The following is an 18,165-nucleotide window of genomic DNA, read 5'->3' as shown; positions in this document are numbered from 1 at the left end:
TCATGACTGACATCAAGTTCGCATGGTCCGCCCTGGGCGGCGACCCGGCCCTTGCCGAAGGTGTCACCACCGTGGAGCGGGAGGGCGCGCTTACGGCGCGCCTTCCCGTGCGGCAGCTGGCGCGTGCGTGCGTCGGCGCGTGCGCGCTGGCCGCGGCCGAGCTGGGGGCGCGACGGGGCGGGCTCGCCGAGGTGCCGGGGGTCGTGGTGGACGACGGCGCGGTGGCGGCCGCCTTCCACAGTGAGCGGCTGCTGCGGGTCGACGGGCGGCAACCGGTCGCGTTCGCGCCGCTGTCCCGGTTCTGGCGGACGGCCGACGGCTGGGTGCGCACCCACGCCAACTACCCGCACCACCGGGCCCGGTTGCTCGACGCGCTGGGACTGACGGAGGGCGCCTCCGTGGCGGAGGCGGCCGACCGGCTCGCCGAACTCCCCGCGCTGGAGGCGGAGGAGACGGTGTACGGCGCCGGCGGCCTCGCCGTGGCCCTGCGCACCCCGAAGGAGTGGGCGGCGCACGAGCAGGCCGCCGAGGTGGCCGCCCGGCCCCTGGTCGAGCGTGAACGGCTGGACTCGGCACACACGCGCGTGCTCCCGCCGCTCGATACGGCCACCGCTCCCCTGCTGCCCGCCGCCGGGCTCCGCGTCCTCGACCTGACCCGGGTTCTGGCGGGCCCGGTCGCCACGCGCACGCTCGCCCTGCTGGGCGCGGACGTCCTGCGCCTGGACGCCCCGCACCTGCCCGAACTCCCCGACCAGCACGCCGACACGGGCTTCGGCAAGCGGTCGGCGACCCTCGGCCTCGCCGCCGACCGGGACACCTTCGAGGAGCTGCTGGCCTCGGCGGACGTCGTGGTCACCGGCTACCGGCCCGGCGCCCTGGACCGGTTCGGGCTGTCCCCCGAGGCACTGGCCGAACGGCGTCCGGGTCTGATCGTGGCGCAGGTGTCGGCGTGGGGCGCGTACGGGCCCTGGGGCGGGCGGCGCGGCTTCGACAGCCTGGTGCAGGTCGCGACCGGCATCGCGGTGACCGAGGGTTCGGCCGAGGAGCCCGGCGCGCTGCCCGCGCAGGCCCTCGACCACGGCACCGGCTATCTGCTGGCGGCGGCCGTGCTGCGGGCGGTGACCGAGCGGTCGTACGACGGGCACGGCCGGAGCGTGCGGCTGGCGCTCGCCCGGACCGCGCGCTGGCTGACGGACGGGATCCGGCCGGCCCCGGGCAGGGGCGCCGCGTACGAGGGGCCGGACGCCTGGCTGGCCGAGACGGAGAGCCGCCTCGGCCGGCTGCGGCACGCCCTGCCGCCGGTGTCCTTCACGGGCGGCCCCACGGACTGGGCGCGCCCGCCGGTGCCGTGGGGCTCGGACGCGCCCGCCTGGACGTGAGGGCTCAGTCGTTGGTGACGAGCACCTTGAGGGCGGTGCGCTCGTCCATCGCCTTGTAGCCGTCCGGTACGCCCTCGATGCCGACGGTCAGGTCGAACACGGGCGAGGGGTCGATCGTGCCGTCGAGGACGTCGGGCAGGAGGTCGGGGATGTAGGCGCGGACCGGGGCGACACCGCCGCGCAGGGCGATGTTCCGGTCGAACATGACGCCGAGGTCCAGGCCGGTGCCGCTGCCGTGCGGGACGCCGACGAAGCCGATCGCGCCGCCGTCGCGGGTGATGTTCACGGCCGTCCGCATGGACTGCTCGGTGCCGACCGCCTCGACCACGGCGTGCGCGCCCTGGCCGCGGGTGAGCGCGCGGACCGCCTCGACCGCCGCGTCCCCGCGCTCGGCGACCACGTCGGTGGCGCCGAAGCGGCGCGCGATGTCGGTGCGGACCTCGTGCCGGCCGAGCGCGATGATCCGCTCGGCGCCGAGCCGCTTGGCGGCCAGCACCGCGCACAGGCCGACCGCGCCGTCCCCGACGACGGCGACCGTGGCGCCCGGGCGGGCGCCCGCGCCGAGGGCGGCGTGGTGGCCGGTGCCGAGGACGTCGGAGAGGGTCAGGAGGGCGGACAGCAGGTGGTCGTCGGAGGCCGCTTCCTTGGGCAGCTGGACCAGGGTGCCGTCGGCGAACGGCACGCGCACGGCCTCGCCCTGGCCGCCGTCGTAGCCGACGGAACCCCAGAAGCCGCCGTGCTCGCAGGAGGTCGTCAGGCCCTCGCGGCAGTAGTCGCAGACGCCGTCGGACCACATGAAGGGCGCGACCACGAGGTCACCGCGCCGCACCGTGCTCACCTCGGAGCCGGTCTCCTCGACGACGCCGAGGAACTCGTGCCCGATGCGCTGCCCAGGCTGCCGGGCCGCCTCGCCGCGGTAGGCCCACAGGTCGCTGCCGCAGATGCAGGCGCGCAGCACGCGCACGACCGCGTCGGTGGGCAGCTGCACCACGGGCTCGGGCACGTCCTCCACGCGCATGTCGTACGGGGCGTGGATGGTGGTGGCGCGCATGGCGAGGATCCTTCTCGTGCGGAGGGGCGTGCGGTGCGCTCAGGGGGTGGTCGAGCGCACTTCACGGTACGCCGCCGCCTCCCCGGCCCGCTCGGCGAGGGTGGCCCGGTCCGACGGCTGCCAGCCCGGCCCCCGGAACACCCGCCCCGCGCGCTCGCGCCAGCCGGAGGCCGCCTTGAGGTCCCGCGCGATGGACATGTACTCGTGCGTGGCCACCTTGACCGGGTTGAACGTGTTGATGTTCTTGGTCAATCCGTAGACGGGCCGCTCCACCTCGGGCGCGAAGGTGCCGAAGAGGCGGTCCCAGACGATGAGGATCCCGCCGTAGTTCCGGTCGAGGTAGCCGCCCTGGGAAGCGTGGTGCACGCGGTGATGGGACGGGGTGTTGAACACGGACTCGAACCACCGGGGCATCCTGTCGATCCGCTCGGTGTGGATCCAGAACTGGTACACGAGGCTGACCGAGGAACAGAAGGCCAGCGCGGCCGGGTGCACGCCCAGGGCGACGAGCGGGACGTAGAAGGGCCAGGACGTCAGCGACGTCCAGGGCTGGCGCAGCGCCGTGGTGAGGTTGAACTTCCTGCTGGAGTGGTGGACGACATGACAGGCCCACAGGAGGCGGATCACGTGGTGACCGCGGTGGGACCAGTAGTAGAAGAAGTCCTGCGCGAGCAGCATCAGCGCCACCGTCCACCACAGGACGGGCACGCGCAGCGGGGTGAGCGCGTAGACCCCTGTGTAGATCGCGACGATGGGGATCTTCCACAGCGCGTCGAAGAAGAGGCTGCCGAGCCCCATGGACAGGCTCGTCGCGGCGTCCTTCGCCTCGTACCCGGCCGCCTCCTCGTCGGGATGGAGGCGGACGCTGATCATCTCGACGACGGTCAGCAGGATGAAGGCCGGAATCGACCAGACCACGGCGTCGGGGAGGTTCGGCATGCGTGCACCGTAGAGCCGCCGGCCCGCCACGAACAGAGGTTGTTACCGATAAGTACGGCCGCGTGACCGCTCGGCCGGGCCGTGCGGCCGCCGCCTACACGCCCGCGGCTCCCAGCAGGCTGCCCGCCGCGTACGTCACGGCCATCGCGAGCGCGCCGCCCACCATGTTCCGCAGCACCGCCGGCCTCGGGTTCGCCGCCCCCAGCCGGGCGCTGCTCCAGCCGGTGAGCACCAGCGCGGCCAGCACGGAGACCACGGTCACCAGGAGCCGCCAGGCGGCCGGTGGCAGCACGATGGCCAGCAGGGGCAGCAGCGCGCCCGCGGTGAAGGCCAGGAAGCTCGCCCAGGCCGCGTGCCAGGGGTTGGTCAGCTCGTCCGGGTCGATGCCCAGTTCCACACGCGCGTGGGCCTTCAGCGCGTCCCGCGCGGTGAGTTGCTCGGCGGCCTCCCGGGCCACCTTCCGGGACAGGCCGCGCGCCTCCAACATGTCGGTCAGCTCGACCAGTTCGGCCTCCGGCTGCTCCTTCAGCTCCTGTCTCTCCACGGCCAGCGCGGCCATCTCGGAGTCGCGCTGGGTGGAGACGGAGACGTACTCGCCCGCCGCCATGGACATCGACCCGGCGAGCAGCCCGGCGAGGCCGGCGGTGAGCAGGGCGCCCCGGTCCTCGGTCGCGCCCGCGACACCGACCACGATGCCGGCGGTGGAGACGATGCCGTCGTTCGCTCCCAGCACGGCCGCCCGCAGCCAGTTCAGCCGCGAGCCGAGCGCGCCTCCATGGGCCTCGTCCTGCGTTGGTTCCGTCACACGACGGAGGATCGCACCCCGACGGCCACCACACCCGCAACGACCCCCGGCACACCCGCAGCGGCCCCGGCAGCCACCGCGCGCGTGCCGCCCCCTCCCGGTGCCGCTACGCGCCCCCGGGCTGCCCACCGCACGTGCCGCCCCGGCGGTCGCCACACAGGCGCCGCCACTCCAACAGTCACTCCGGCAGTCACCACCCGCGCGCCCCCCGACGGCCACCACACGCGCGCCACCCACCCCTTGCGCCCACCCCGCCGACACCGCGTGAACTCGGTCCGCCGCCGGACCAGTTCGCGGCAGCGCCGCACGCACGCGCGTGCGATGTCCGAGCGGGAGGGCGGGCACGGGGAGGCGGGCCGGGCCCTGCGGGACGGTGCTGTCAGTCGCGGCCCGTATCCTCAGTGACCATGCTCGAAGACCGTGCGACCGCAGTGTCCTCCCCCACCCAGTGGCCGGCCGCGTATCCGAAGGGATACGCGGTCGTTGACGTGGAGACCACCGGCCTGGCCCGGGACGACCGGATCATCTCGGCGGCCGTCTACCGGCTGGACGCACGCGGCGAGGTCGAGGACCACTGGTACACGCTGGTCAACCCGGAGCGCGATCCGGGACCCGTGTGGATACACGGTCTGACGAGCGACGTACTCGAAGGCGCGCCGCTCTTCGGTGACATCGCGGAGGAGTTCGCGGCCCGCCTGGACGGCCGGGTGCTGGTCGCGCACAACGCGGTCTTCGACTGGCAGATGATCGCCCGGGAGTACGCGCGCGCCCGGCGCGAGGCGCCCGTACGGCAGCGGCTGTGCACCATCGCGCTCTCCAAGGAGCTGGCGCTGCCGCTGCCCAACTTCAAGCTGGAGTCGCTCGCGGCGCACTTCGGGGTCGTACAGCAGCGGGCGCACCACGCGCTGGACGACGCGCGCGTGCTCGCCGAGGCGTTCCGGCCCAGTCTGCGGGCTGCCGCCGCGGGCGGCGTGCGGCTGCCGCTGCTGGAGTGCCGGCCGCTGACGGAGTGGTCGGACACGCCGCGGATCGGGCGGCAGGCGAGCGGGGGCTACGGCGGCTACCGGCCCTCCAGTTGGCGCCCGTCCCGCAAGCGGCCCGCCTGCCCGTACCCCAACCCGGGCCGTTACGAAGACGGCAAACGCCTCAAACAGGGCATGCGGGTGGCGTTCTCCGGGGACACCTCCACCGAGCGGGAGCTGCTGGAGGACCGGGCGACCGAGGCCGGGCTGCACGTGGCGACGAGCCTGTCCCGGCTGACCAGCCTGCTGGTCACCAACGACCCCGACTCGGGCACCTCGAAGGTGGTCAAGGCCCGCCAGTTCGGCACGCCGGTCGTCGACGAGGCCGCGTTCGGACAGCTGCTGAGGGACGTCGAGCCGGCCGACGAGTGACCGGCCGGACCGCCGGCGAGTGACCGTACGGATGGGTGATTCGCGGCGACTCGCCCGGTTCTGGTCAGCCCCGAACCCCGGCGACGGCTCACCCTGTGGCCCATGGCGAAATGCGAAGTTTGCGGCAATGACTACGGGATGACCTTCGAGGTCCACGCACAGGGCGCGGTGCACGTGTTCGACTGCTTCTCCTGCGCGATCCACCGCATGGCCCCGATCTGCGAGCACTGCAAGGTCTCGATCATCGGCCAGGGCGTGGAGGCCGACGGCGCCTTCTACTGCGGCGCCCACTGCGCCCGCGCCGAGGGGAAGGTGGGGATCGTCGACCGAGTGTGACCCCGTACCCGCCCGATCGCACCCCACGACCGAGTTGTACCGTCGTGGGGTGCACCGCTACCGCTTCCTGCTGACCCGCCAGTGGGTGATCCTCACCCTCTTCGCGATCGCGCTGATCCCCACCATGATCAGGCTCGGCTTCTGGCAGCAGCACCGGTACGAGGAGCGCACCGCCCGCAACGACCTGGTCTCCTCCGCGCTGCACGCCGAGCCCGTCCCGGTCGAGCGGCTCACCTCCCCCGGGCACGCCGTGACCCACACCGAGAAGTACCGGACCGTCACCGCGACCGGCACCTTCGACACCTCCCGGGAAGTCGTGGTCCGGCGCCGGACCAACGCCGACGACGAGGTCGGCTTCCACGTCCTGACCCCGTTCGTCCTGACGGACGGCAAGGTGCTACTGGTCAACCGCGGCTGGATCCCCGCGAACGGCGTCCAGACCGCCTTCCCCAAGATCCCCGCACCGCCCGCCGGCCGGACCACCATCACCGGGCGGCTGAAGGCCGACGAAACCACCGCCGCGAGCGGCATCAAGAACGTCAAGGGCCTGCCGGACCGCCAGATCATGCTGATCAGCAGTGCGGAGGAGGCCCGGCGGCTCGGCGCGCAGGTCCTCGGCGGCTACGTCGAGCAGACCGCGCCGGAGCCCAAGGGCGACCTGCCGCAGCAGATCTCCAGCCCCGGCAGCGAGGACGCACCGCTGAACTACGCGTACATGATCCAGTGGTGGCTGTTCGCCGCGGCCGTCCCGGTGGGCTGGTGGTTCCTGGTCCGGCGCGAGATACGGGACCGCGAGGAGGCCGCGGCCGAGGAGAAGCCGGAGGAGACGGAACCGGCCGCCGTGTGACGACAGTCATGTGAAGTCGAAGTGACGACAGTCATGTGAGTCGAAGGCCGGCGTCACTCCCCCGGCGCATCCCCTGGTTGGCCCTCCGGCCTGGCGGGAACCCGCATCCCGTGAACGCGCGCATCGAGGACTACGCCCTCATCGGGGACGAACAGACCGCGGCCCTGGTCGGCAAGGACGGCTCGATCGACTGGCTGTGCCTGCCCCGCTTCGACTCCGGTGCCTGCTTCGCCAAACTCCTGGGCGGCGAGGACAACGGCCACTGGAGGATCGCCCCCGCCGGAGCGGACACCTGCACGCGCCGCGCCTACCGGCCCGACACCCTCGTCCTCGACACCGAGTGGGACACCGCCGACGGCACGGTCCGCGTGACCGACCTGATGCCGCAGCGCGACCGCGCCCCCGACGTCGTACGCATCGTGGAGGGTGTCAGCGGGCGCGTCACCGTGCGGAGCACGCTCCGGCTGCGCTTCGACTACGGCTCGATCGTGCCGTGGATGCGCCGCTCCGACGGTCACCGGGTGGCCGTCGCCGGCCCGGACTCGGTGTGGCTGCGCAGCGAGCCGCCCGTGCGGATCTGGGGCGAGGACTTCAGCACCCGGTCGGAGTTCACCGTCTCCGAGGGCGAGCGGGTCGCGTTCGTGCTCACCTGGCACCCCTCGCACGAACCGCGCCCCAAGCTCGTCAACCCGTTCAAGGCGCTGGAGACCAGTGTCCGGGACTGGCGGCGCTGGGCGGCCCGCTGCCGCTACAACGGGCCGTACCGGGACGCCGTCGTACGCTCCCTGATCACGCTCAAGGCCCTCACCTACGCCCCCACGGGCGGGATCGTCGCGGCGGCGACCACCTCGCTGCCCGAGGAACTGGGCGGCGTGCGCAACTGGGACTACCGCTTCTGCTGGCTGCGCGACTCCACCCTCACCCTCGGCGCCCTGCTGGCGGCGGGCTACCACGGGGAGGCGGAGGCCTGGCGCGACTGGCTGCTGCGCGCGGTCGCGGGCGACCCGGCGGACCTGCAGATCATGTACGGCCTGGCGGGCGAGCGCCGGCTGCCGGAGTTCGAGCTGCCCTGGCTGCCCGGCTTCGGCGAGTCCGCGCCCGTACGCGTCGGCAACGGCGCCGTCGACCAGCTTCAGCTGGACGTGTACGGCGAGGTCCTGGACTCGCTGTATCTGGCCCGCGAATCGGGCCTGAGCACCAAGCCGCACATGTGGTCGCTGCAGTGCGCGCTCCTGAACTTCCTGAAGACGGCGTGGCGGCAGCCCGACGAGGGCCTGTGGGAGGTGCGCGGCGGCCGGCGCCAGTTCGTGCACTCGAAGGTGATGGTGTGGGTTGCCGCCGACCGTGCCGTACGGACGCTGGAGCGGTATCCGCATCTGAAGGGCGATCCGGACGACTGGCGGGCGATGCGCGCCGAGGTGCACCGGGAGGTGTGCGAGAAGGGGTACGACCCCCGGCGCAGGACCTTCACGCAGTACTACGGCTCGCGCGAGCTGGACGCCTCCCTGCTGCTGATTCCGCGCGTCGGCTTCCTGCCGCCCGACGATCCGCGGGTGATCGGCACGGTCGACGCGATCCGCGAGGACCTGGGGCACGGCGGCTTCGTACGCCGTTACGACACCGACGCGGTCGGCGTCGACGGCATGCCGGGCGGTGAGGGCGCCTTCCTCGCCTGCTCGTTCTGGCTCGCGGACGCCCTGCATCTGACGGGCCGCACCAAGGAGGCCCGGGCGCTGTTCGAGCGGCTGCTGGACCTGGCCAACGACGTGGGGCTGCTGTCGGAGGAGTACGACCCGGAGCTGGGCCGCCAGCTGGGCAACTATCCCCAGGCGTTCAGCCACATCGCGCTGGTGAACACCGCCCTCACCCTGTTCGGCGACGAGGAGGGCGTGCTCGGGGCAGGATAGGGGCCATGGATCTTGGACTGAAGGACCGGGTGTACGTCGTCACCGGCGGCACGCGCGGGCTGGGCAACGCCGCCGCGCGGGAGCTGCTCGCCGACGGGGCGAAGGTGGTCATCACCGGCCGTGACGAGAAGCGGGTGGCCGAGGCGGCCGCCGAACTGGGCGAGAACGCGGTGGGCGTGGCCGTCGACAACGCGGAGGCAGGGGCGCCCGAGCGGCTGATCGCGGCCGCCCGGGAGCACTTCGGCGGCTTCGACGGCATCCTCGTCAGCGTCGGCGGGCCGGCGCCCGGTTTCGTCGCCGACAACACGGACGAGCAGTGGCGGGGCGCGTTCGAGTCCGTGTTCCTGGGCGCGGTGCGGCTCGCGCGGGCCGCGGCGGCCGAGTTGGAGGCGGGCGGTGTCATCGGGTTCGTGCTGTCCGGGTCGGTGCACGAGCCGATTCCGGGGCTGACGATCTCCAACGGGCTGCGGCCCGGGCTCGCCGGGTTCGCCAAGTCCCTGGCGGACGAGCTGGGGCCGCGCGGGATCCGGGTGCTGGGGCTGCTGCCGTCCCGCATCGACACGGACCGCGTGCGCGAGCTGGACGGGATGTCCGCGGATCCCGAGGCCACCCGGGCGGCGAACGAGTCCCGGATTCCGTTGCGGCGGTACGGGGCGCCGGAGGAGTTCGGGCGGGTCGCCGCCTTCCTGCTGTCTCCGGCGGCTTCCTATCTGACGGGGATCATGGTGCCGGTGGACGGGGGGATGCGGCACGGGTTCTGAGCCTGGGGGCGGTCAAGGCCGCTCGAGAGCCTTCAACGGTGCTCAAGTCACCCTTTCCGCACGGTGCCTGACCTCCCGCAGGCGTACGTCCGCAGGCAGTGAGGGCAGGTTCGCCGACTCCCTCGCGTGGGTCAGGGCCTGGGCCGTGAAGTCGGCCAGGGCCGTCGCCGGGTCGACGTGGGGCTCCAGTTGGAGCCAGGCGCGTACCGCGGGGGTCGTACGGCGGCCCGTCAGCAGGAGTTCGGTGTGGGCCACGCCCTGCTGCCGGGCCGTGTCCATGGCCATGACCGACTCCAGGGCGCGGCCCCGCAGCAGGGCGGTGTCGCCGTCGCCGGTGTCGACCCGGACCTCGGCCAGGCGGCGCGGGCGCAGCGTCGCGGTCAGCCACCACAGGGCGAGCAGGACCAGGACGGCCAGGGCCGCGATGACCGTGGGCCACCACCAGCCGGCGTCCCGCCAGTGGGTGCGCTCGGCCCTGCTGAGCAGGACGTCGTGCGGGCCGGAGTGGGGCCACCAGTGGGGCGGCCGCGCGCCCAGGCCCACGGCCAGCACCGAGCCGCCGAGGGCGAGCAGCAGCAGGCCGACGAGGGCGAGCAGGACACGGTTGACGGCACCTCCGCGCATCGCGCTCACCCCTTCCGTCCGGGCCGCCGGACGTGCACCGCGAGCGCGGGCGGGTGGTCCAGCCCGAGCCCACGGACCGCTTCGGTGAGGACGGTGTCCACGTCGGCGCGTACGTCGTCCAGGTCGCGGAAGTGCGAGAGCACGTGGACGTCGGCCCGCCTCCGGCGCATCCGCACCCGTACCGTGCGGACGCCGGAGATCTCCATGGCCCGGTCGCGCAGCATCAGGGCGGCGGCCTCGCGCCGCAGTCCGGCGCGCACGTCGGGGTGCGGGCGCCGCATGGGCAGCAGCCGGCGCAGCCCGGGGGTGACGGCGAGGAGGACCAGCCAGAGGCCGAGGGCGGCGGCGACGCCCGCGCCGGCCAGCACCCAGGTGTCGTCCAGGGGCCGCTCGGCGAGCTGCCGGGCCAGCACCCGGCGCCAGCGCATCGCGGGACGGTGGGCGCGTACGGCGGCGATGTCGTACAGGAGGACGCCCGCGCCGGCCAGCAGAAGCAGGGCGACCAGGGCGGCGGGGACCCTGCGCGGCGACCAGAAGCGGCCGCTGCCTTCGGGCAGCGGGACCGGTGGGGCGTCGGAGGGCTTCTCGGTGTCGAGGACGGGCAGTGGCTGGGTGGTGGTGCCGGATGGCCGGGGCTCGCTCATCGCGTCCTCCCGTCGGGCGCTCCGGGTGCCGGCGTCAGGTGCAGCCGTTCGACGTGAACGGTGACCTCCGGCACTTCCATGCTCACCAAAGCGCCTACCCGCTCCACCACTTGGCGACGCACGGCGGCGCAGCGGGCGCCGATGTCGGCGGGGTAGCCGAGTTCGAGAAGGACGCGGACGCGTGCCGTGTCGTGCCGGACGACGACCGTGGCGTGCGGAGGCGCGGCGTCCGGGTGCAGCGGGGCGAGTGCCTCGCGTACGGCCTGGGCGGCGATCTTCGCGACGACCCGGTCGGCGATCCGCAGTGCGCCGCGCTCGCCCGCCGACACGAGGGCCGGGGGCTGTCGTTCCGTGCCGGTGTCCGCGCTCACGGCGCTCACCGCCGCCGGTCGCGCCGGGTGTCACGGGTGCGGAAGAAGTCGCCCAGCTCCAGGTCGCCCTCCAGGAACCGGCCGACGACGAAGCCGACGGCCCCCAGCGCCGCCACCAGCAGGAAGGCTCCGAACCCGCCGAAGTATCCGGCGAATGCCAGCGCCATTCCGGCGATCATGCCGACCACGGCCATGCTCATGCAGCGCTCCTCTGCTCGTCAGGCGTGCGTGCTGTGCCGGTTGCCGTCGCCCCTCGGTCTCGCTCGTCTCACTGGATCCGGGGCGGTTCGGGCTCCTCTTCCTCCTCGTCGGGGAGTTTGACGTCGCTCACCGCGATGTTGACCTCGACGACCTCGAGTCCGGTCATGCGTTCCACGGCGGCGATGACGTTCTCCCGTACCGCGCGGGCGACGTCACCGATGGACACGCCGTAGTCCACGACGATCTCCAGGTCGAGCGCCGTCTGCACCTCGCCGACCTCGGCCTTCACCCCCCGGGTCACCGACTTCGCGCCGCCGGGCACCCGGTCGCGCACGGCTCCGAAGGTGCGGGCCAGGCCACTGCCCATGGCGTGGACACCGACCACGTCCCGGGCGGCCATCCCGGCGATCTTCTCCACCACGCCGTCGGCGATGGTGGTCCGCCCACGGGTCGCCGGGTCCCCGCCGCCGCGCCGGGTGGCCTTGCGGGTCGTCACCTGTGCTTCGTTGTCGCCGTCTGGGGTCGTCGTCATCTCGGTCATCGCCGTACGTCCCTTTCGGTCGTCGTCCTGCGACCACCGTATGCAAGCTTGCCGGTTTCCGCCCTTGTATGCGGCAGGCTGGAGGAATGACGTCGGACCGGTGGGCGAGGGAAGTCAGGCAACAGCTGGGTCTGGGCAGGCTGCTGCCGCTCGGCGGCCCGCGGGACGGGGCGTGGATCGCGGAGGGGGCGGCGCGGGCGGTCCTGGGGGACGCGGTGGCGCGGGAGGTGCCGGATGTGCGGCTGGGTTCGCTGCGGATCGCGCTCGCCGATCCGGAGGAGGCGCACGAGCCCGTCGTACCGCCGCCGCCGAGCGGACTGCCGCCGGGCGCGCTGCGGGTGACGGCGGACTTCGCGGCCACCGCGGCCGAGCCGCTGCCGGCGACGGCGTCGCGGCTGCGCGCGGCCCTGGCGGCGGCCGCGACGCAGCGCCTCGGTCTCACGGTCTCGGAGGTGGATCTCCGCGTGACGGCTCTGCTGGAGGAGGCGGAGGAAGGGGAGGCGGACGGGCAGCCCACGGCGGTACGGACACCACAGCCGCCGACGGCCCGGGCGGCCGCGGACCCCGACGAGTCCCTCGCGGCCACGGCCGCGCTCTCCGTGCCCGGGGTGACCCGGCTGACCGGTTCGCTGGGCGGCCTGGGCCGGGCGGTGCACGTCGAGCGGCGCGCGCAGGGAGACGAGGGGGCGAAGGGGGCCTCCCTGCCGCGCCGGCACGTGCGCGTGGAGCTGGCGACGGACACGGACCACCGGGCCGTCGAGGTGGCCCGGCAAGTCCGCGCGGCCGTCCGGGACGCGCTGGACGACCACCCGACGGTGGCGGTACTGGTCACGGCCGTGGGGTGACCGGCCTCGTCACAGACGCGAGTTCACCGACCCCGGCGGCTCGGCTTCAGCGACCCGGGCAGCTCAAGACCGCGTGGCTCATTCGCCCAGGCCGGCCAGGTCCCGCAGTCGCCGGGCCTGGGACGCCCGCTCGGCCGCGCGCTGCTCCTCGTACGTCCGGCCGGCGGCACCCTGCAGCAGCGCCTTGGTCTCCACGACCGCGTCCCGGGGCGCGGCCAGCATCGCGGCGGCCAAGTCGCGTACGGCGCCGTCGAGTTCACCGGTGGGCACCGCGAGGTTGGCCAGCCCGGAGGCGACCGCCTCAGCGGCCTGGACGAAGCGCCCGGTCACGCACATCTCGAGCGCGCGGGCGTACCCCACGAGGCCGACCAGCGGATGCGTGCCGGTCAGGTCGGGGACGAGGCCCAGGCTGGTCTCGCGCATGGCGAACTGCACGTCGTCCGCGACGACGCGCAGGTCGCAGGCGAGTGCCAGCTGGAAGCCGGCACCGATGGCGTACCCCTGGACGGCGGCGATGGACACGATGTCGCTGCGTCGCCACCAGGTAAAGCCCTCCTGGAACTCGGCGATCGCCGCGTCGAGCCCGGCGTCGTCACGGCGCGCGAGGTCGATGAAGTTCGGCTCGCCCGGAATCCCCTCCGGGGTGAACATCTGTCGGTCCAGCCCGGCGGAGAAGGACTGGCCCTCACCGCGCAGCACGACGACACGGACGGAGCCGGGCAGCATCCGGCCCGCTTCGGCCAGCGCCCGCCACATCGCGGGGCTCTGCGCGTTGCGCTTGGCCGCGTTGGTCAGCGTCACCGTGGCGAGCGCGTCGTCGACGGTGAGCCGTACGCCGTCCTTGTCGAGTACAGGAGCGAGGTCCTGGTCGGGCGAAGCCATGGGACGCCTCCGATGAGTGCGGTCATCACGCATTGCCGTACGGCATGCACGACATGCTAAGTGACTGCACAGTAACCACCCGGCCGATCAGCGAACCGACCGGGTGGCCACCATCGAAGCCGATGGGCCGCCCGGAGTCAGGACGATGCGGCCTTCTTGCCCCGGGTCGCTCCGCCACGCCCACGAAGCGTGACGCCCGACTCGCTGAGCATCCGGTGCACGAAGCCATACGAGCGGCCGGTCTCCTCGGCCAGCGCCCGGATGCTCGCACCGGAGTCGTACTTCTTCTTCAGGTCTGCCGCGAGCTTGTCGCGCGCGGCGCCGGTCACCCGGCTGCCCTTCTTCAGAGTCTCGGCCACCCGTGCCTCCTCATGGGAAGTGCGCTCTGGTCTCCTCATGATCACCCCTCCGGGGCGTGATGGCCACCCATTCGGCAAGGTCCGTGAGACATCGTTGTGACGACAGGAGCACATCCCCACAAGCGGAATTGAAGGTTCCAGAGCGGAGTGTCCGCAGGGCCGAACGGGTGGATCCGCGAAGTGGCAGGTCAGGGACGCGCAACGGCCGATCCCTTGATGGCCAAGGGATCGGCCGCGAGATCGGTGTACGACACACCTCGATACGAGGAGATCTCACACAGATGATGGATCACGGATCGGCCGAATGATCCATACGCAGTGGATCACTCTTTCGATCAAGCGAGGGCGACGAGATCCGCGTAGTCGGAGCCCCACAGGTCCTCGACGCCGTCCGGCAGCAGGATGATCCGCTCCGGCTGGAGCGCCTCGACGGCGCCCTCGTCGTGGGTGACGAGAACGACCGCTCCCTTGTAGGTGCGCAGCGCGCCGAGGATCTCCTCGCGGCTGGCGGGGTCGAGGTTGTTGGTCGGCTCGTCCAGGAGCAGGACGTTGGCGGAGGAGACGACCAGCGTGGCGAGGGCCAGGCGGGTCTTCTCACCACCGGAGAGCACACCGGCCGGCTTGTCGACGTCGTCTCCGGAGAACAGGAACGAGCCGAGCACCTTGCGGACCTCGACCAGGTCCATGTCGGGGGCGGCCGAGCGCATGTTCTCCAGCACCGTGCGGTCCGGGTCGAGGGTCTCGTGCTCCTGGGCGTAGTAGCCGAGCTTGAGGCCGTGACCGGGGACGACCTGGCCGGTGTCGGGCTTCTCGACCCCGCCGAGCAGGCGCAGCAGGGTCGTCTTGCCGGCGCCGTTGAGGCCGAGGATGACGACCCGGGAGCCCTTGTCGATGGCCAGGTCGACGTCGGTGAAGATCTCCAGGGAGCCGTACGACTTCGACAGGCCCTCGGCCATCAGCGGGGTCTTGCCGCAGGGCGAGGGCTCCGGGAAGCGGAGCTTGGCGACCTTGTCGGACATCCGGACCTCTTCGAGGCCGGAGAGCAGCTTCTCGGCGCGGCGGGCCATGTTCTGCGCGGCGACCGTCTTGGTGGCCTTGGCGCGCATCTTGTCGGCCTGCGCGTTGAGCGCGGCGGCCTTCTTCTCTGCGTTGGCGCGCTCGCGCTTGCGGCGCTTCTCGTCGGCCTCGCGCTGCTGCTGGTAGAGCTTCCAGCCCATGTTGTAGACGTCGATCTGGGCGCGGTTGGCGTCCAGGTAGAACACCTTGTTGACGACCGTCTCGACCAGGTCGACGTCGTGGGAGATCACGATGAAGCCGCCGCGGTACGTCTTCAGGTAGTCGCGCAGCCAGACGATCGAGTCGGCGTCGAGGTGGTTCGTCGGCTCGTCGAGCAGCAGCGTGTCGGCGTCCGAGAACAGGATGCGGGCCAGCTCGACACGGCGGCGCTGACCGCCGGAGAGCGTGTGCAGCGGCTGACCGAGCACGCGGTCGGGCAGGTTGAGCGCGGCGGCGATGGTGGCCGCCTCGGCCTCGGCGGCGTACCCGCCCTTGGTGAGGAACTCCGTCTCCTGGCGCTCGTACTGCTTGAGGGCCTTCTCGCGGGTGGCGCCCAGACCGTTGGCGATGCGCTGCTCGTTCTCGCGCATCTTGCGGATCAGCACGTCGAGCCCGCGCGCGGAGAGGATGCGGTCGCGGGCGAGGACGTCGAGGTCGCCGGTGCGGGGGTCCTGCGGGAGGTAGCCGACCTCACCGGAGCGGGCGATCTGGCCGGCGGCCGGGATGCCCTCGCCGGCCAGGCACTTGGTGAGGGTGGTCTTGCCCGCGCCGTTGCGGCCGACGAGGCCGATGCGGTCGCCCTTGGCGACACGGAACGTGGCGTTCTCGATGAGGATGCGCGCACCGGCGCGCAGCTCGATACCGGAGGCGGAGATCAAGGGTCAGACTCCAGGGCGTACAGGAGGGGCGGTGGGCGGCTGAGGACGTTCCCGCCGTCTAATGCGCGAGGAGAATGGCCATGGGCCAATTCTAACGGGGCCGTGCAAGCGGTTTTTCTACGTGCGCCTGTTCGGACCGGCCGACGGGGCCGTCGTTGCCCAGCGGGGTGCGGTCCGGGGTGATCCGGCCCAGGTCGTCCAGGGCCACGACCTGCCCGGTCCAGGCGCCGCCGGCACAGGGCTGGGCGAGCAGCAGGGCCGTGGTGTGGCGTACGGCACGTTCGGGAGCGAAGACGCAGTCCTGGCGGGCCGGCAGCACCCAGCGCAGGTCACCGTCGCCGGTCCGGTACGCGGTGACGCGGTGCGGGGTGACGACGGCGAGGATGCCCTTGCCGAGGGGGCGCAGCACGCCGGTGCCGCCCCGCTCGGCGAGCCAGCCGGCCGCGTCGGGCAGCGCGCGGTGCCAGCGCACGGAGCCGCCGTCGGTGCCGGTGACGAGACCGTCGTCCCACAGCGTGATCGCCCGCCCGCGCGCGGGCACCACCGCGAGCGCCCGCCGCCCCTCGCGCGCGTACCGCCAGCGCAGCGCCCCGGTGCGGGGATCGTGGGCCTCGACCGCGGCGCCCCGAAGGCGTGGCGAGCCGTCGTCCGGACGCGGCGGGCCGTCGTCGGCGTGCGGCTCGACGCCCGGTGCCTGCCGGCCGGTGGTGAGGCGGTCGCCGTAGGGGGCGGGGCGGAGGTGGTGGGCGGCACCGAGGAGGCAGAGGGCGAGGAGAGCGACGGTGGCTGCTGCGGGGCGGATGCGGGAGGGGTGGGGGTGGGGGTGGGGGTGCGGGTTCGGGTTCGGGTTCGGGTGCGGGTGCGGGTGGGGGTGAGAGCGGGAGTGGGCGTGGGGTGGGGTGTGCGGAGGGTGCGGGGTGGGGGGTGTGGCGGGGTTCGGTGCCGGTGCGGGGGCCGGGGTGTCGGGTCGCGGTGCGGGACGGGAAGTGTCCGGTCGCGGTGCGGGACCAGAGGTGTCCGGTCGCGGTGCGGGGCCGGAGGTGTCCGGTCGCGGTGCGGGACCAGAGGTGTCCGGTCGCGGTGCGGGGCCGGAGGTGTCCGGTCGCGGTGGGGGGCCGGAGGTGTCCGGTGACTGTGTGGGGGCCGGGGTTCGGGTGGGGGCGTCCTCGGCGGCGGCTTGGTTCCGGTCGGCGTGGGCTCGACCGGAGTGGGGCCGTCCGGCGTTGGGTTGGCCGGCGTGGGGCCGACTGGCGTGAGGCTGGCCGGCAGGGGGCTGACCGGGCTGGGTCCGGGGTGCCGGGCCATGTGGTGGTGCGGTCACCGTCCCCCCTTCGGTCACGACGGCCACAGGACGGACGCACGAGCGTAGCCAGGGGCGGGAGGTGCGGCCGGGAACGGCGCGGGGACACGGCCCGGGAAGGGGCGGGGCGTACGCCGTTCGGGCGTTCGTCCCCGCCTCCGGGGAGGTGGCTCGGGCAACGATGCGCCAGGCTGCGAACCAGGAGCGCGGCGACGCGGGCGGAAGGCGGGGGGCGTGTGCAGTTCGACGACGACGCGAATCTGGACACCTCCGAGGTGCAGGATGTGCGCGGCCGCCGGATCCCGGGCGGCCGGGCGACCGTCGGTGGTGGCGTCGTCGGGCTGATCGGCCTGCTGCTGGCCCTCTTCCTGGGCGTCGGCCCGGACCAGCTCGGCCTGTCCTCCGGTGACTCGCCCGGACCCGCCGCTTCCTCCCTGGCCCAGGTCCAGCAGACCTGCCGCACCGGGCGGGACGCGAACACCAGGGACGACCGGCTGCGGCCTGGCGACGTCGGCGGTCGGGCCGTTCTACTGCCCCGCGGACCGGAAGATCTATCTGGACCTGGGGTTCTTCGGCGACCTGCGGACGAAGTTCGGGGCGAGCGGCGGGGCGTTCGCGCAGGCGTACGTCGTGGCGCACGAGTACGGCCATCACGTGCAGGACCTGATGGGCACGCTCGGCCGCACCCAGGACGGGCTGACCGGCGCGAACAGCAACTCCGTGCGGACGGAGCTGCAGGCGGACTGCTACGCCGGGGTGTGGGCGCACCACGCGACGACGACGCCGGACGAGTCGACGGGACGCCCGCTGATCACCAGCCTCACGGCGGCGGACGTCCAGGACGGTCTGGACGCGGCGGCGGCCGTGGGCGACGACCGGATCCAGGAGCGGTTCCAGGGGCGGGTGACGCCGGAGACCTGGACGCACGGGTCGGCGCTGCAGCGGCAGCAGTGGTTCCAGCAGGGGTTCCGGACCGGGGACCCGGCCCGCTGCGACACGTTCCGCTGAGGCGTTGTCAGTGGCGGCTGCCAGACTCGGAAGCATC

General features: G+C 73.2%; 19 protein-coding genes and 1 pseudogene. 8 read left to right on the top strand and 12 right to left on the bottom strand.

Going from position 1 to position 18,165, the window contains the following annotated elements; genetic code table 11:
• Positions 1-2: 2 nt before the first annotated feature.
• Complete coding sequence (locus tag ABZ865_RS05535; protein ID WP_361224151.1) at positions 3-1,379, top strand: CoA transferase; 1,377 nt, start codon at positions 3-5, stop codon at positions 1,377-1,379.
• 4 nt (positions 1,380-1,383) lie between these two features.
• Here the strand turns inward: ABZ865_RS05535 and ABZ865_RS05530 are convergent, their stop codons facing one another.
• The 3 genes from ABZ865_RS05530 to ABZ865_RS05520 all read right to left on the bottom strand — a co-directional run bounded on the left by ABZ865_RS05530 (position 1,384) and on the right by ABZ865_RS05520 (position 4,174).
• Positions 1,384-2,430, bottom strand: coding sequence for a zinc-dependent alcohol dehydrogenase family protein (locus ABZ865_RS05530; RefSeq protein ID WP_361224148.1), 1,047 nt, complete (start codon positions 2,428-2,430; stop codon positions 1,384-1,386).
• A gap of 39 nt (positions 2,431-2,469) precedes the next feature.
• On the bottom strand, positions 2,470-3,369 hold the full coding sequence (locus ABZ865_RS05525; protein ID WP_361224145.1) for a sterol desaturase family protein: 900 nt from the start codon (positions 3,367-3,369) through the stop codon (positions 2,470-2,472).
• A gap of 94 nt (positions 3,370-3,463) precedes the next feature.
• Entirely contained in the window at positions 3,464-4,174 is a 711-nt protein-coding gene (locus tag ABZ865_RS05520; RefSeq protein ID WP_361224142.1) for a VIT family protein, read from the bottom strand.
• Between the two features lie 407 nt (positions 4,175-4,581).
• Between ABZ865_RS05520 and ABZ865_RS05515 the strand changes: the two genes are divergently transcribed.
• The 5 genes from ABZ865_RS05515 to ABZ865_RS05495 all read left to right on the top strand — a co-directional run bounded on the left by ABZ865_RS05515 (position 4,582) and on the right by ABZ865_RS05495 (position 9,419).
• Positions 4,582-5,568: a DEDDh family exonuclease gene (locus tag ABZ865_RS05515; RefSeq protein WP_361224139.1), complete on the top strand. Its 987-nt coding sequence runs from the start codon at positions 4,582-4,584 to the stop codon at positions 5,566-5,568.
• Positions 5,569-5,670: 102 nt separating this feature from the next.
• On the top strand, positions 5,671-5,904 hold the full coding sequence (locus tag ABZ865_RS05510; protein ID WP_361224136.1) for a hypothetical protein: 234 nt from the start codon (positions 5,671-5,673) through the stop codon (positions 5,902-5,904).
• Between the two features lie 49 nt (positions 5,905-5,953).
• Positions 5,954-6,751: an SURF1 family protein gene (locus ABZ865_RS05505; RefSeq protein ID WP_361224133.1), complete on the top strand. Its 798-nt coding sequence runs from the start codon at positions 5,954-5,956 to the stop codon at positions 6,749-6,751.
• Positions 6,752-6,861: 110 nt separating this feature from the next.
• Positions 6,862-8,658 (top strand): glycoside hydrolase family 15 protein, encoded by a 1,797-nt coding sequence (locus ABZ865_RS05500; protein WP_361224131.1) that lies wholly within the window; start codon positions 6,862-6,864, stop codon positions 8,656-8,658.
• A 5-nt stretch (positions 8,659-8,663) separates the two neighbouring features.
• Entirely contained in the window at positions 8,664-9,419 is a 756-nt protein-coding gene (locus ABZ865_RS05495; RefSeq protein WP_361224128.1) for an SDR family oxidoreductase, read from the top strand.
• A gap of 42 nt (positions 9,420-9,461) precedes the next feature.
• On the opposite strand, the gene amaP is transcribed toward ABZ865_RS05495, so the two are convergent.
• The 5 genes from amaP to ABZ865_RS05470 form a co-directional block, all read right to left on the bottom strand.
• Positions 9,462-10,043 carry an alkaline shock response membrane anchor protein AmaP gene (amaP, locus tag ABZ865_RS05490; RefSeq protein WP_361224125.1) on the bottom strand — a complete coding sequence of 194 codons (582 nt, stop codon included), beginning with the start codon at positions 10,041-10,043 and terminating at the stop codon, positions 9,462-9,464.
• Positions 10,044-10,048: 5 nt separating this feature from the next.
• A complete protein-coding gene (locus tag ABZ865_RS05485) occupies positions 10,049-10,687 on the bottom strand; it encodes a DUF6286 domain-containing protein (RefSeq protein WP_361224122.1) in 639 nt (212 codons plus the stop codon).
• Complete coding sequence (locus tag ABZ865_RS05480; RefSeq protein ID WP_361224119.1) at positions 10,684-11,058, bottom strand: hypothetical protein; 375 nt, start codon at positions 11,056-11,058, stop codon at positions 10,684-10,686. Before ABZ865_RS05480 ends, ABZ865_RS05485 begins: the two co-directional genes overlap by 4 nt.
• Positions 11,059-11,063: 5 nt before the next feature.
• The gene (locus ABZ865_RS05475) at positions 11,064-11,258 is read right to left on the bottom strand and encodes a hypothetical protein (RefSeq protein WP_361224116.1); all 195 of its coding nucleotides are present in this window, start codon (positions 11,256-11,258) and stop codon (positions 11,064-11,066) included.
• A gap of 68 nt (positions 11,259-11,326) precedes the next feature.
• Entirely contained in the window at positions 11,327-11,800 is a 474-nt protein-coding gene (locus ABZ865_RS05470) for an Asp23/Gls24 family envelope stress response protein (RefSeq protein WP_361224113.1), read from the bottom strand.
• Positions 11,801-11,886: 86 nt separating this feature from the next.
• Here ABZ865_RS05470 and ABZ865_RS05465 point away from each other — a divergent pair, with 86 nt between their 5' ends.
• Positions 11,887-12,645, top strand: coding sequence for a nucleopolyhedrovirus P10 family protein (locus tag ABZ865_RS05465; RefSeq protein WP_361224110.1), 759 nt, complete (start codon positions 11,887-11,889; stop codon positions 12,643-12,645).
• Positions 12,646-12,723: 78 nt separating this feature from the next.
• Here the strand turns inward: ABZ865_RS05465 and ABZ865_RS05460 are convergent, their stop codons facing one another.
• The 4 genes from ABZ865_RS05460 to ABZ865_RS05445 all read right to left on the bottom strand — a co-directional run bounded on the left by ABZ865_RS05460 (position 12,724) and on the right by ABZ865_RS05445 (position 16,361).
• Positions 12,724-13,527 carry an enoyl-CoA hydratase/isomerase family protein gene (locus ABZ865_RS05460; protein ID WP_361224107.1) on the bottom strand — a complete coding sequence of 268 codons (804 nt, stop codon included), beginning with the start codon at positions 13,525-13,527 and terminating at the stop codon, positions 12,724-12,726.
• Between the two features lie 137 nt (positions 13,528-13,664).
• Positions 13,665-13,886 carry a helix-turn-helix domain-containing protein gene (locus ABZ865_RS05455; protein WP_004002281.1) on the bottom strand — a complete coding sequence of 74 codons (222 nt, stop codon included), beginning with the start codon at positions 13,884-13,886 and terminating at the stop codon, positions 13,665-13,667.
• A gap of 335 nt (positions 13,887-14,221) precedes the next feature.
• Entirely contained in the window at positions 14,222-15,820 is a 1,599-nt protein-coding gene (locus ABZ865_RS05450; RefSeq protein WP_361224105.1) for an ABC-F family ATP-binding cassette domain-containing protein, read from the bottom strand.
• A gap of 91 nt (positions 15,821-15,911) precedes the next feature.
• Positions 15,912-16,361: a hypothetical protein gene (locus tag ABZ865_RS05445; protein WP_361224102.1), complete on the bottom strand. Its 450-nt coding sequence runs from the start codon at positions 16,359-16,361 to the stop codon at positions 15,912-15,914.
• Between the two features lie 995 nt (positions 16,362-17,356).
• On the opposite strand from ABZ865_RS05445, the pseudogene ABZ865_RS05440 reads away from it, so the two are divergent.
• Positions 17,357-18,128: pseudogene (locus tag ABZ865_RS05440) on the top strand (neutral zinc metallopeptidase).
• The last annotated feature ends 37 nt before the right edge of the window (positions 18,129-18,165 follow it).

It is taken from the genome of Streptomyces sp. NPDC047085 (assembly GCF_040643735.1).
Lineage (GTDB): Bacteria > Actinomycetota > Actinomycetes > Streptomycetales > Streptomycetaceae > Streptomyces.
This window is presented reverse-complemented; position numbering and strand designations above follow the sequence as displayed.

Coding starts and splice junctions, on each gene's coding strand:
- ABZ865_RS05515 (WP_361224139.1), top strand. CDS start 4,582: ATGCTCGAAGACCGTGCGACCGCAGTGTCCTCCCCCACCCAGTGGCCG.
- ABZ865_RS05510 (WP_361224136.1), top strand. CDS start 5,671: ATGGCGAAATGCGAAGTTTGCGGCAATGACTACGGGATGACCTTCGAG.
- ABZ865_RS05470 (WP_361224113.1), bottom strand. CDS start 11,800: ATGACCGAGATGACGACGACCCCAGACGGCGACAACGAAGCACAGGTG.
- ABZ865_RS05465 (WP_361224110.1), top strand. CDS start 11,887: ATGACGTCGGACCGGTGGGCGAGGGAAGTCAGGCAACAGCTGGGTCTG.
- ABZ865_RS05475 (WP_361224116.1), bottom strand. CDS start 11,258: ATGAGCATGGCCGTGGTCGGCATGATCGCCGGAATGGCGCTGGCATTC.
- ABZ865_RS05485 (WP_361224122.1), bottom strand. CDS start 10,687: ATGAGCGAGCCCCGGCCATCCGGCACCACCACCCAGCCACTGCCCGTC.
- ABZ865_RS05530 (WP_361224148.1), bottom strand. CDS start 2,430: ATGCGCGCCACCACCATCCACGCCCCGTACGACATGCGCGTGGAGGAC.
- ABZ865_RS05460 (WP_361224107.1), bottom strand. CDS start 13,527: ATGGCTTCGCCCGACCAGGACCTCGCTCCTGTACTCGACAAGGACGGC.
- ABZ865_RS05535 (WP_361224151.1), top strand. CDS start 3: ATGACTGACATCAAGTTCGCATGGTCCGCCCTGGGCGGCGACCCGGCC.
- ABZ865_RS05495 (WP_361224128.1), top strand. CDS start 8,664: ATGGATCTTGGACTGAAGGACCGGGTGTACGTCGTCACCGGCGGCACG.
- ABZ865_RS05525 (WP_361224145.1), bottom strand. CDS start 3,369: ATGCCGAACCTCCCCGACGCCGTGGTCTGGTCGATTCCGGCCTTCATC.
- amaP (WP_361224125.1), bottom strand. CDS start 10,043: ATGCGCGGAGGTGCCGTCAACCGTGTCCTGCTCGCCCTCGTCGGCCTG.